At 59.8% G+C, this 12,906-nt stretch carries 11 protein-coding genes; 8 read left to right on the plus strand and 3 right to left on the minus strand.

Annotated features, from left to right (window positions below; genetic code table 11):
- The first annotated feature begins 66 nt into the window (after positions 1-66).
- The 3 genes from purH (at position 67) to ACL0K2_RS08575 (ending at position 6,068) form a co-directional block, all read left to right on the plus strand.
- A complete protein-coding gene (gene purH, locus ACL0K2_RS08565; RefSeq protein ID WP_413044230.1) occupies positions 67-1,671 on the plus strand; it encodes a bifunctional phosphoribosylaminoimidazolecarboxamide formyltransferase/IMP cyclohydrolase in 1,605 nt (534 codons plus the stop codon).
- 199 nt (positions 1,672-1,870) lie between these two features.
- Positions 1,871-3,160, plus strand: a complete 1,290-nt coding sequence (gene purD, locus ACL0K2_RS08570; protein WP_413044231.1) for a phosphoribosylamine--glycine ligase — start codon at positions 1,871-1,873, stop codon at positions 3,158-3,160.
- A gap of 73 nt (positions 3,161-3,233) precedes the next feature.
- A complete protein-coding gene (locus ACL0K2_RS08575) occupies positions 3,234-6,068 on the plus strand; it encodes a response regulator (protein WP_413044232.1) in 2,835 nt (944 codons plus the stop codon).
- Between the two features lie 44 nt (positions 6,069-6,112).
- Here the strand turns inward: ACL0K2_RS08575 and ACL0K2_RS08580 are convergent, their stop codons facing one another.
- Entirely contained in the window at positions 6,113-7,369 is a 1,257-nt protein-coding gene (locus ACL0K2_RS08580; protein WP_413044233.1) for a cytochrome P450, read from the minus strand.
- A 203-nt stretch (positions 7,370-7,572) separates the two neighbouring features.
- On the opposite strand from ACL0K2_RS08580, the gene ACL0K2_RS08585 reads away from it, so the two are divergent.
- Together ACL0K2_RS08585 and ACL0K2_RS08590 are read left to right on the plus strand one after the other, a co-directional pair.
- The gene (locus tag ACL0K2_RS08585) at positions 7,573-8,523 is read left to right on the plus strand and encodes a lysylphosphatidylglycerol synthase transmembrane domain-containing protein (RefSeq protein ID WP_413044234.1); all 951 of its coding nucleotides are present in this window, start codon (positions 7,573-7,575) and stop codon (positions 8,521-8,523) included.
- Between the two features lie 88 nt (positions 8,524-8,611).
- Positions 8,612-9,367: a VC0807 family protein gene (locus tag ACL0K2_RS08590; RefSeq protein WP_045163450.1), complete on the plus strand. Its 756-nt coding sequence runs from the start codon at positions 8,612-8,614 to the stop codon at positions 9,365-9,367.
- A gap of 4 nt (positions 9,368-9,371) precedes the next feature.
- Here ACL0K2_RS08590 and ACL0K2_RS08595 read toward each other — a convergent pair whose 3' ends face one another.
- Positions 9,372-10,271: an AEC family transporter gene (locus ACL0K2_RS08595; protein ID WP_045163451.1), complete on the minus strand. Its 900-nt coding sequence runs from the start codon at positions 10,269-10,271 to the stop codon at positions 9,372-9,374.
- 138 nt (positions 10,272-10,409) lie between these two features.
- Complete coding sequence (gene rfbD / locus ACL0K2_RS08600; protein ID WP_045163452.1) at positions 10,410-11,336, minus strand: dTDP-4-dehydrorhamnose reductase; 927 nt, start codon at positions 11,334-11,336, stop codon at positions 10,410-10,412.
- A 327-nt stretch (positions 11,337-11,663) separates the two neighbouring features.
- Here rfbD and ACL0K2_RS08605 point away from each other — a divergent pair, with 327 nt between their 5' ends.
- From ACL0K2_RS08605 to ACL0K2_RS08615, 3 genes are all read left to right on the plus strand, one after another.
- Complete coding sequence (locus tag ACL0K2_RS08605; RefSeq protein WP_239610560.1) at positions 11,664-12,062, plus strand: Rho termination factor N-terminal domain-containing protein; 399 nt, start codon at positions 11,664-11,666, stop codon at positions 12,060-12,062.
- A gap of 10 nt (positions 12,063-12,072) precedes the next feature.
- The gene (locus tag ACL0K2_RS08610; protein ID WP_268988830.1) at positions 12,073-12,207 is read left to right on the plus strand and encodes a hypothetical protein; all 135 of its coding nucleotides are present in this window, start codon (positions 12,073-12,075) and stop codon (positions 12,205-12,207) included.
- 113 nt (positions 12,208-12,320) lie between these two features.
- A complete protein-coding gene (locus ACL0K2_RS08615; protein ID WP_045163454.1) occupies positions 12,321-12,854 on the plus strand; it encodes a ferritin-like domain-containing protein in 534 nt (177 codons plus the stop codon).
- The last annotated feature ends 52 nt before the right edge of the window (positions 12,855-12,906 follow it).

Below are 12,906 nucleotides of genomic sequence, written 5' to 3' on the forward strand. Positions count from 1 at the left end.
AGGAACGGTAGCAAGCCGTTCCACCTGGGGCTTCCCGCAGCAGCCTGTAGCTCCTAGGAAATGTCTATGACCGACCAAAGCACTCGCCTCCCCGTCCGCCGCGCGCTGATCAGCGTGTCCGACAAGACCGGCGTCGTTGAATTCGCCCGCGAGCTCGTCGCGCTCGGCGTCGAGATCCTGTCCACCGGCGGCACCTTCAAGCTGCTGCGTGAGAACGACATCGCTGCGGTAGAAGTCGCCGACTACACCGGCTTCCCGGAAATGATGGATGGCCGGGTGAAGACCCTGCACCCCAAAATCCACGGCGGAATTCTTGGCCGGCGCGATATGGACGGGGCGGTCATGGCCGAGCATGGCATCAACCCCATCGACCTGGTCGCAGTCAATCTCTACCCCTTCGCTGCTACCGTCGCCAAGCCTGGTTGCTCCCTGCCAGATGCCATCGAGAACATCGACATTGGCGGGCCGACCATGGTGCGCAGCGCCGCGAAGAACCACAAGGACGTCGCCATCGTGGTCAATGCCGATGACTACGCCAATGTCATCGAGAACCTGCAGAGCGGCGGCCTGACCTATGCCCAGCGCTTCGACCTGGCGCTCAAAGCCTTCGAGCACACCGCATCCTACGACGGCATGATTGCCAACTACCTGGGCACCGTCGACCAAAGCGCCGAAACGCTTTCCACCGAAGGCCGTAGTCTCCTGCCGCGCACTTTCACCACCCAGTTCGTCAAGGCGCAGGACATGCGCTATGGGGAGAATCCGCATCAAATCGCGGCGTTCTACGTCGAAACGGCCGATGAAGCCTGTGTCGCCACGGCCCGCCAGTTGCAGGGCAAGGAGCTGTCCTTCAACAACGTCGCCGACACCGACGCCGCCCTGGAATGCGTGAAGAGTTTCGTCAAGCCGGCCTGTGTCATCGTCAAGCACGCCAATCCCTGCGGCGTTGCCGTGGTACCGGACGACGAAGGCGGCATTCGCCAAGCTTACGAACTGGCCTACGCCACCGACAGCGAATCGGCTTTCGGCGGCATCATCGCGTTCAACCGAGAGCTGGACGGTGAAACAGCCAAGGCCATCGTCGAGCGTCAGTTCGTCGAGGTGATCATCGCACCGAGCATTTCTGCCGAGGCCCGCGACGTGGTCGCGAGCAAAGCGAATATACGTTTGCTTGCATGCGGTCAATGGCCAGCCGAGCGCGCGCCTGGCTGGGACTTCAAGCGCGTCAATGGTGGGCTGTTGGTACAGAGCCGAGACATCGGAATGATCAGCGAAGCCGACCTCAAGGTCGTGACCAAGCGCACACCCAGCGAGCAGGAAATTCATGATCTGATCTTCGCCTGGAAAGTAGCCAAGTTCGTCAAATCCAACGCTATCGTTTATGCCAAGAACCGTCAGACCGTAGGCGTTGGTGCTGGCCAGATGAGCCGTGTCAACTCCGCCCGTATTGCCGCGATCAAAGCTGAGCATGCCGGGCTGCCGGTTCCGGGCGCGGTGATGGCCAGCGATGCCTTTTTCCCCTTCCGCGATGGCATCGACAACGCTGCCAAGGCCGGCATCACCGCGGTGATCCAGCCCGGCGGTTCGATGCGCGACGCCGAAGTGATCGCCGCTGCAGACGAAGCCGGCATTGCCATGGTATTCACCGGCATGCGCCACTTTAGGCACTAAAATCGGCCGCACTCGGACAGGCATCTGCGGCGTTGCCCAATTCTTCCCCCATGCTCATTGCCAGAAGGCAACTCCGCTGGGTGAAGAATCGGGCGCCTTGCATCTACCAGCCCGATCGCGACCTCGGTATTCGTAGGGTGGATAACGCTTCGCTTATCCACCAAGCGGGCTACCGGCCCGCCTCCATTGGGAGAGAGAAATGAACGTACTGATCATCGGCAGCGGCGGCCGGGAGCATGCGCTGGCGTGGAAAGTTGCACAGGATCCACGCGTCGAGAAAGTTTTCGTTGCCCCGGGTAATGCCGGCACCGCAACCGAAGCGAAGTGCGAAAACGTCGCCATCGACGTGCTTGCCATCGAACAGCTGGCAGACTTCGCCGAGCAAAACGTACAACTGACGATCGTCGGCCCCGAAGCCCCGCTGGTCAAAGGCGTGGTCGACCTGTTCCGCGCACGCGGTCTCGACTGCTTCGGGCCGACCGCCGCTGCCGCGCAGCTGGAAGGTTCCAAGGCCTTCACCAAAGATTTTCTGGCCCGCCACAAGATTCCCACGGCGGACTACCAGAACTTCACCGAGATCGAACCGGCTCTCGCCTATCTCCAGGAGAAAGGCGCGCCGATCGTGATCAAGGCCGACGGCCTGGCGGCTGGCAAAGGTGTGATCGTCGCCATGACGCTGGCAGAAGCCGAGGACGCCGTGCGCGATATGCTCTCCGGCAATGCCTTTGGCGATGCGGGTGCACGGGTGGTAATCGAAGAATTCCTCGACGGCGAGGAAGCCAGCTTTATCGTCATGGTCGACGGCGCCAATGTGCTGCCAATGGCCACCAGCCAGGACCACAAACGCGTAGGGGACGGCGACACCGGCCCGAACACTGGCGGCATGGGCGCCTATTCTCCGGCCCCGGTGGTTACCGATGAGATTCATCAGCGCGTCATGGACGAGGTCATCTGGCCAACCGTCAAGGGCATGGCGGCAGAGGGCAATGTCTACACGGGCTTTCTCTATGCAGGCCTGATGATCGACCGCCATGGCGCGCCCAAGGTAATCGAGTTCAATTGCCGCTTCGGTGATCCTGAAACCCAGCCGATCATGTTGCGCCTGCAATCCAGCCTGGTGCTGCTGGTCGAAGCAGCGCTGGCCAAGGCGCTGGACAAGATTGAAGCGCAGTGGGATCCGCGCCCGAGCCTGGGCGTCGTACTTGCCGCAGGTGGCTATCCTGGTGACTACGGCAAAGGCGCAGCGATTCGCGGCCTTGAATCCGCCGCCCAGTTGCAAGGCAAGGTCTTCCATGCCGGTACGGCTCTGAAAGACGGAGCGGTCACCACCTCCGGCGGCCGCGTGCTCTGCGCAACGGCCATGGGCGACACCGTGTCAGCAGCCCAGCAGAATGCCTATGCGCTGGCCGCTCGCATTGAGTGGGACGGCCACTTCTATCGCCACGACATCGGATATCGTGCCATTGCGCGCGAACAAGGCGAGAGCTGAGCGAGAAGATCGCCGCAATGCGCGCAACGGTCGAGCTTATCTTTCGTTGCGCACATTACCGGGGGTCTTTGCGATGGCTATAATCCATCGTCACACAGATGAAGGGACTTCAATCGTGCGTCGACTCTGGGTCGCCATTGCTTTTACCTTCAGTCTATTACTGGCTGCGTTGAGCGCATCCGCCGCGATCACCGAGCCATCCTCGCCTTCGGCAGTCATTGACGCCACGCAGGGGACAGAGCCCAACTGGCGATTGCTCATCGACCAATCAAACCGGCTCACCCTTGCGGAAATCCTGGAACAACGCACTCTGTTCCAGCGAATCGACCAACGCTCGTACGCCGCTCCGGCGAGCGACAACGCCGTCTGGCTACAGGTGAGTTTGCCCGCCTTCGCCCAGCCGAACTGGCTGTGGATTTTTGCCCCACGCGTGCAATATCTCGATTTTTATCTACTACGTGACGGCCAGGTCGAGCGCCATGTGGAAACCGGCGAGTTGCGGCCGCTGGAATCCCGCCCCTTGCCTACCCGCGCGTACCTGTTTTCCCTGCCCAACGACAACGTGCCTCGCGAAGCCTATATCCGGTTGCAGTCGTCACACCCAATCATGGCCTGGTTCCACACGGTAGATGAGATTGGGCTGGTCAAGCAGACGCGCCCGGCCTACCTGTTCGGGGCGCTGTTCGGCGCCCTCGCCTTGCTGATGATCTACAACCTGCTGCGCTTCGCCTATACCTTCAATTACTGCCATGTGTGGCTCGCCCTGCTGCACGGGGCGCTGCTGACCTGTGCCGTGGCGAACCTCGGACTGCTGGCGGTGTGGTCGCCGAAACTGATCTACAGCCAACCCCTGATTGCCGACATCGCGGCATTGGCGACCAGTCTTTCGCTGCTGGCCTTCACGTTCGGCTTCTTTCATCATCGCAGGACACCCTGGATTACCTGGCTGCTCGCATTGCAAGCGGGTCTCGTCAGCGCGTTGGCGGCGACCATACTGCTTACCGGTCAGCTCTGGTTCAGCTGGCTGATCTACGCCATGGTGCTGGCCACCGCCGTCAGCGTCACCGCGGTGGCTATCCACCATTGGCGGCAGCGCTATGACCCAGCCCGCCTGCTCGTCGCCGGGATGCTGTTGTTCAATGGCGGCTTCGTCTTCGTTCTGCCGATCCTGCTGGGTTTCAATCAATTCGATCCGGATTGGCTGACCGGCATCATGTTCAGCGTGGCCACGTGCTCCGGATTGATTCTCAGCTTCGCACTGCTCGAGCGGCAGCGTCAGATCCAATCGGACAGCCGCAATCAGCACACTGCCGAAGCGGTCACCAGTGCCGAGCTACGGACCAAGGCGGATTTCCTGGCAAAGATCAGCCATGAAATTCGTACCCCGATGAACGGGGTACTCGGCATGAGCGAGCTATTGCTCAGCACCTCGCTGTCGGCCAAGCAGCGCGACTATGTGCAGACGATTCATAGCTCCGGCAACGAATTGCTCAACCTGATCAACGAGATTCTCGACATCTCTAAACTGGAGTCCGGGCAGATCGAACTGGACGACGTGCAATTCGACCTCAACGCATTGATCGAAGACTGCCTGAGCATCTTCCGCGCCAAGGCCGAGCAGCAGAAAGTCGAGCTGATCAGCTTCGTCCAGCCGCAGATGCCGCACGTCGTTGAAGGCGACCCAACCCGCTTGCGCCAGGCCCTGCTGAACCTGTTGGAAAATGCCTTCAAGCAGACCGAAGAAGGCGAGGTGCTGTTGATAGCGGCGGTGGATGGTCATGAGGAGGCGCCGCGGCTGCGTATCACCGTACAGGACAGCGGACGACCGCTGGAAACACAAGAACGCGATGCCCTGCTCAATGCCGCCCTAGATAGCCGCGACTTCCTTGCCGCGACCCGCCACGGTGGCCGCCTCGGCTTGATTATCGCCAGACAGCTTGTCCACCTGATGGATGGCGAGTTCGGCATCCAGACCGGTGGCATCGCCGGCAATACGTTATGGATCAGCCTGCCGTTGGGCGCAGACATTTCGGAGCAACCCGGCAGCGATCTGGACAATCAGCTGAAAGGCTCGCGGCTCTTGGTAGTCGATGACAACGATACCTGCCGAAAGGTGCTCAGTCAGCAGTGCAGCAGCTGGGGATTCGAAGTCAGTGCGGTGGCCTCGGGCAAGGAGGCGCTGGCGCTTCTGCGCACCAAGGCGCATCTGCGCGAATATTTCGACGTGGTCCTGCTCGATCAGGACATGCCCGGCATGACCGGCATGCAACTGGCGAGCAGAATCAAGGAAGACTTCAGCCTCAATCATGACATTCTACTGATCATGCTGACCGGCATGAGCAACGCGCCGAGCAAGATCATCGCGCGTAACGCCGGGATCAAGCGCATCCTGGCCAAACCCGTTGCCGGCTATACTCTGAAGACCACCCTGGCGGATGAGCTGGCTCGTCGCACCAGCGCCATCGCGCGATCCGCGACGACCCAAGCCAGCACGCCACTTTCCGTGCCGGACGACTTCCGCATCCTGGTCGCAGAGGACAACAGTATTTCCACCAAGGTCATTCGAGGCATGTTGAGCAAGCTCAACCTCAATCCGGATACGGCCAGCAATGGAGAAGAGGCACTCGCAGCGATCAAGGAGCAACCCTATGATCTGGTGCTGATGGATTGCGAAATGCCGATCATGGACGGCTTCGAGGCCACCGCGCGGCTACGTGCCTGGGAGGCGTCCGAGGGCCGGCCGCGAACGCCAGTGGTGGCTCTTACCGCCCATATTCTCAGCGAACACCGTGAGCGTGCCCGCGATGCAGGGATGGACGGTCACATGGCCAAACCTGTCGAGATGTCCCAGTTACGCGAGCTGATCGAGCACTGGGTCCGCATCAGGGAGGCGACAGCAGATCGATAGTCCGTACCAACGCTAACCACGCGCGCCGCTTCAGGATTGCAACCCTAGTTGCCCGACGGTATGGACCGGACGTCGCTGATGATCAGCAGGCTTTCCGGTTGCTCAGGCATTCGTGAGGCATCCAGGCGCAAGTCCTGAGCAGGTACCGCATAACTCATTCGACGGGTCAGCATGCGCAGCGCACTCGTCAGCAACGCGATTGCCAGAGGCTCCCCAGGGCAACGATGCCCGTTCGCGGCATCGCCGCCACCCTGAGTAATGAAATTGAATGCACCGCCATCCCAATTGGCGAAGCGCTCGGGTTGAAATGCCTCGGGTTGCGCCCAGAGTCGTGCGTCTCGATTGGTACCGTAGAGATCCAGCAACACCCGCGTGCCTTTCGGAAAATGGTAGCCCTTCCATTCGAAATCCCTCCGCACACGCGCCGCCGTGAAGGGGAAGAAGGCGTGAAGCCGCCGGACTTCCTGTGCAAAGAGCTCCAGCGCAGCGTTTTCTTGCTGAAGCCGTTGACGCCATTGAGGGTGTGCCAGTAGTTCCAGCGCCGCATAGATGACGAATCGTGTCACCGCCACGATCGGACGCAGGAGATTGAGCATTTCCACTGCAGCGACCCGCTCTTCCAGCGCCACCCCGTCAAGATCGAGGTACCGAGCGACCACTGCCAGCGGCCGGGTCTCATCAACCACCAGCGTTCCGGCGCGCACACGGCTGACCAGATCAATCATCCAGCTTTCGGCCTCCTTACGGGCCTTGCGCGCACGCCAATGACGCGCACCGACTCCACCGGCCCCATCTATCATTGCAGCCAGTTGATCACGACGATGCGTTAGCTCGCCTTGCGCAAGTGGCACCCCTGCCCAGTCGCACGCAGCATGCGTGAAAATCGCCTGCACCTCGGGCATGAGCACCACGCGATCACCCTGTTGCCAAGTCTCGATGGCTGCCTGCCAATTGGCCTCGCTCAGCCGCACCAGATCGGCCACCGCCCCCTCGGTCAGTAGCGAGAGGAAAAGCTGCTTGCGATGCCGATGAGCCTGGTCATCGAGCCCCTGCACGCCACCCTGGCCGAACAGCGTTTTCTGCAGCATGCGTGGCGCTGCGCGCTCACGTTGAAAAAGCTGCTCGTCATAGAACAGTTTCGCCGCCTCCTCGCCTCGCATACATATGGTGTTCTGCATCAGTAGACGAACCTGGAACAGGTCCGATCCGAGCCGCTGGCAGCGGCTGGAAATGAACGAGTAACCTTCGCCAAGCAACGACAGCGAACTTTCCGCCTGTGAGTCGCGCGGGATATCCGGCATAAGTACACCTCTATGGATTGGATTTGTCGGTGGACCTCATACCGTTGCCCAGGTGCCCTTGCGCCCCGCAATTGAAAGAGAATGAACAAATCGCGCGGTCCGCTGCCGATAAAAGACCGGCCGAATTATTCCGCGACGGGTGTTTCATCCAATTGTCCGAACCTTCGCTTCGAGGCAAATGCCGTCGCCAAGGAGCCCATGCAATGATGAAGAGGAGCGATGTCGCCTGGACTCTTGTCGGCATCATGGCGATACTGCTTTCCGGCTATTTGCTCTATCAGGAGATACGTAATCTTTCGCTGGCTGAACTCACCGACAGCCTTGAGGCCATCAGTCATCGCAACTGGCTGCTGGCAGGACTTGCGACACTTGGCGCCTACAGTGCATTAGCCTGGTACGACCGAATCGCCATCGCTCATCTCGGCAAGAGCATCTCATGGTGGTTCATCACGCTCTGCTCGTTCACCACCTACGCCCTGGCGCACAACGTAGGGGCATCGGTGTTTTCCGGTGCGGTCGTGCGCTACCGCGCGTACCGCAGTAAAGGGCTTACGCCCCACGAAATCGGCGTGCTGATCGTGTTCTGTTCGCTGACGTTTCTCCTCGGCATTCTGATTGCGGGCGGGATTGTATTGATCCTACAGCCGGATTTGCTGAACAGGCTCATCGAGGCCGATCCATGGCTATCGACCTCGATTGGCGCATCGCTGTTGTGCCTGGTTGGCCTTTATGTGATTGGCGCCTGGCGACACTTCGCGCCGATGCACATAGGCAAGTGGCGAATCACTTATCCGCGCCTGCCAATCGTCGGTCGCCAGTTGATCGCCGCACCGCTGGAGCTCGCCTGCGCTGCTGCCATAATCTACTTCGCCCTTCCCGAGGCGCAGAACCCCGGTTACCTGGTAGTGTTCGGGGTGTTTCTCGGTTCCTTCTCGCTCGCGTTGCTATCCCACGCACCTGGAGGGCTCGGCGTGCTCGAGGTGACGTTTCTCGCCGCCCTGCCGGAACTGCCCACCGCGGATGTACTGGCGGCGCTGATCGTATTCAGGGCGTTCTACTTGTTGGTGCCATTTGCCCTTGCGATTATGGTGGTAGCGATATTCGAAACGACGCAATGGTCGCAGCGACGGCGCAAAGCTACCGTCGGTCAATAACCTGCTGTCGCGAACACCACCATTGCACTATGGCTATGCGTGCGTTGCCGAGCGATCATTCGGCCTCTTCCGAAACGAAACCGAGCACATGACCGATACCCGTACCAACCCACCCGGCCCCGAGCAGCCGGCCGAGCACAAACCTCGGCCCTTGATCGACCTGGCTATAAGCATCGTCATTCCGTCATTGATTCTGATGAAACTGAGCGGCGAACATCGTCTCGGCGCAGACGGTGCTCTCTTGCTGGCGCTGGCCTTTCCGCTCGGCTGGGGGTTGTTCGAGCTGGCGAAATACCGCAAGTTCAACTGGATCGCGCTCCTGGGCCTGGTCAGCGTGCTGCTGACCGGAGGCATCGGCCTGCTACAGCTCGACCCTCAATGGCTGGCCATCAAGGAGGCGATGATTCCCGGCGTCATCGGCATCGTCGTGTTAGCGTCGACCCGAACTCGCTTTCCATTGATCCGCACGCTGCTTTACAACCCCAAGGTGCTCAACGTCGAGAAAGTTCACGAACAGCTCGAACGCAACGGGCAGACCGCTCACTTCGAAACACGGCTGCTGCGTGCCACCTACTTTCTTAGCGGCACTTTTTTCTTTTCGTCCTTCATGAACTACGTGCTGGCCAAATGGATCGTAAACAGCCCGGCCGGTAGCGAGGCGTTCAATGCCGAGCTCGGACGCATGACCTTGCTCAGCTATCCGATGATCGCGATCCCGAGTATGGCGATGATGATGGCCATCTTCTACTACCTCTGGCGTACCATCCATGGTCTGACCGGACTGCGCCTCGAGGACATCATCGCAGCCCATACGCATGCCGATCGGCCTGACAAAGATATCTGACCGCTCACCTCGACATCAGCAGCATCCACAATGGCAGGCTGATCGCCGCGAGCAGGGTCGAGAGAAACACGGTCGAGCTGACCGCGCGGGTATCTTCCTGATTGATCACGAAGGCCAATACATTGACCCCACTTGGGCAGGCCGCGAGCAGCACCAGCACGCTGCGCGCCTCGTGGTTCAGACCGGGCAACAGTCCTCCCAGATACCACACCAGTAACGGAAACAGGCCTAACTTGACCAGGGTGAGCGCCAATGCCGTACCGCTGGGGCGCAGGCGATAACGTGACAGACTGATGCCCAGCACGATCAATGCACAGGGCAAGGCCGCCTGGGCCAGCCAGTCAGCCACGCGCCACAACGGTTGCGGCAACTCGAGGCCCGAGACGCTCAGCAAGGCGCCCAATGAGAGGCCCACGATAAGCGGGTTGGCAAGATTTTTCAGCAGCGCAGCGCCATTGACTTTCTGACCTGAGCCGAAAGCGTTGTAGAAGCTTTGCAGTGAAAACAAAATCAGGCTATGGAACACCAAAATGGCAAACACGTACACCAGGCTTTCCGACCCGAGCAGCGTAGTCACCAGTGGGATCCCGACCAGCACGTTATTGGAGTAGGCTGCCGTCAGTCCAAGCGGTGATGCGCGCCCGAGCAGGCGGTGTGCAACTAGCCCTACGAGTACGAAGATGGCCAGCACTGGCCCGAAATATCCCAGCAACAGCATGGGCGACATCCCGTCGCTCAGCTGCGCCCGAGCGATACCGGAGAACAGGACCGCCGGCATGAAAAGTTTGAAGGTGATATTGGCAAGCCCGGTCGCCGCTTCGCCAGCGAGCCAGCGTCGCCAGCCCAGCAGATAGCCGAGCATGATCAAGCCAAAGATCGGCAGAATTGCCTGGAACACGACCACGCGGCTTCTCCAGCAACCGGCGCGACGTCATGCCGCCCCGAAAAAAGGCCGCAAAGAATACTCCGAGTCGCAATCCAGATCACCCAATAGCGCGCGACCATCGCGCCATAGGCCAATCGGCCTTAGGGCCTCTGCCAGTCAGGCTTGAGAATGCTGCACGGTGCCAGCGGCGGTACCTGTCTCTCCTGCCGCCAGTACATCGAGCACAACCGACAGATCGTCACGCCAATCGTGCGTATCGATACCGAAGGTAGCTTCGAACTTGCCGCAGTCGAGCACCGACCACGCGGGTCGGCGCGCGGGTGTCGGGTACTGTGCCGTCGTGATCGAGGACACCTGCGGCTGCTTGGCCAGCATGCCTTTGGCCTCAGCCTGACGAAAAATCTCCACCGCGAAATCGAACCACGTGCAAGGTGATCGGCCGCTGTAGTGATAAAGCCCCCAAGCAAGCGTGCCTTCCCGTGAATAACGTTGGGCCAGTTGCAGTAGTACATCCGCAATACCGCCGGCCTGTGTAGGACAACCAAACTGATCAGCGACGACCGAGAGCGAGTCGCGTTGGTGCGCCAGGCGCAGCATCGTTTTGACAAAGTTGTGGCCATGCGCGCCATATACCCAACTGGTCCGCAGGATCAAATGTTCATTCAACACAGCCTGGATGGCGGCTTCGCCTGCCAGCTTGCTGGCGCCGTAAACGCCTGTTGGTGAGACCTGATCTTCTTCGCGATAAGGCTCACGGGCTTCGCCGGAAAACACGTAATCGGTGGAAATATGCAGCAAGGGAATAGCGAGTCGCCGGGCGGCTTCAGCAAGCCTCGCGGCACCGTCACGGTTGACCGCGTAAGCCTGCTCGCTGTGTGTCTCGGCGTTGTCCACGTGGGTGTAGGCAGCCGCGTTGATGATCAACCCCGGCTTGAGCTGGTCGACAACGCCCGCAATCTGATCAGCATCGGTGATGTCCAGTTGCGCACGAGTCATGCCAAGCGCCTCGAGACCATACGCATGAGCACGGTCTACCAACTCGTGACCAACCTGGCCACCGGCTCCGCATACAAGGATTCGCATCTGGTTATCGCCTCATTCAAAGCTTATCGGTTACGGCAAGCATGGATTGTAAAACAGATTCAACACAGTGAATCGCGCCAGAACTACCGAGATAGCGCGGTCCATGCTTCGTTCAGGCCAGCATAAACGAATTTTGTTCCGCCAAAGTGAAACTAAGAATTATTGGCGGGCCGGACATCATCAGTGCCGATCAAAACGCGCAATGCTAGCACGGGTGAAACTCAGGGCCTGCTACGAGGACCAAACAGGACAGGCGTCGTCGCGCAGAACATCTCGGCGCGAGATCTTGCGGGCCCGCATCGTTCTACCGGCACGAGGAAAGCCATCATGCCCAGAGGTGAAAAATCCAAATACACCGACAAACAGCAACGCAAAGCCGAACATATCGAAGAGAGCTATGAGGAGCGTGGGGTATCGGAGAAAGAAGCCGAAGCCCGAGCCTGGGCCACGGTCAACAAGCAATCAGGCGGTGGCGAGCGCAAGGGAGGTTCTGGCCAAAAGAAAAGCGAGACAACCAAGCGGGCCGACCGCAAGGATTCGGCGCATCGGGCAGCTAAAGCTCGTTCCGGCGAGTCACCGAACAAAGGCTCGGCACGCAGTAACCGCTCAGGCAGCACTTCGCTCGCCGACCTCACCCGCGACGAGCTGATGCAAAAAGCGCGTGAGCGTGACGTTCACGGTCGTTCGAAAATGCGCAAGGACGAGCTAATCAAGGCGCTCAGCTGAAGGAATTCCTATGCAAGATCCTGATCCAGGGGATGACGGAACGCCAAGTCCCATTCCCGAACCCGAGCGCAAGGAACCTGGCGAGCCGGTTCCCATCGAAGAACCCGGCAAGCCGGAGCGCCCGGAGAAAAGCGAGGCTGGCTAAAACTCTCCACCTCCACTCCTATTGGATAGAGCTCTAGGTCCAGCGAGACGCCGCCAGGCGCAACGACCAGCGTGGCTGGACAATAACTACCTATATATTTTAAGGAGACCGTGATGAGCTACGTTCAACTGAGCGACAAACAGACTCTGCGTGAGCGCGCCCGCCAGCATGTCGAAAATGGTGCGGTGACTGAAAGCTACTCGGCTGATCGCGACACCGTGATCAATCTGCTCAACGAGGCACTGGCCACCGAGCTGGTCTGCTACCTGCGCTACAAACGCCACTACTATATGGCCACCGGCCTGAAATCAAGCGTTGCCGCCGATGAGTTTCTCGAGCACGCCAATGAAGAGCAGGAGCATGCCGACCGGCTCGCCGAACGCATCGTGCAGCTAGGCGGCGCACCGGACTTCAACCCGGACAGCCTATCCGAGCGCGCGCATGCCCAGTATGCCGAGGGCAACGGCCTACGCGACATGGTCTTTGAAAATCTGGTTTCCGAGCGCATCGCCATCGACAGCTATCGTGAAATCGTTCAATACCTTGGCGACAAGGATCCAACCACGCGACGGATCTTCGAAGATATCCTCGCCCAGGAAGAAGAGCACGCCGACGATATGGCCAGCCTGCTCGACGGCATGAACTGAGCGCTTCGACATGTTCACAAGCGCGGCGGACACTGGATAAAAAAAAAGGCCA

This window comes from Pseudomonas sp. YJ42 (assembly GCF_047225135.1).
In the GTDB taxonomy this organism is placed as follows: Bacteria; Pseudomonadota; Gammaproteobacteria; order Pseudomonadales; family Pseudomonadaceae; genus Stutzerimonas; species Stutzerimonas stutzeri_E.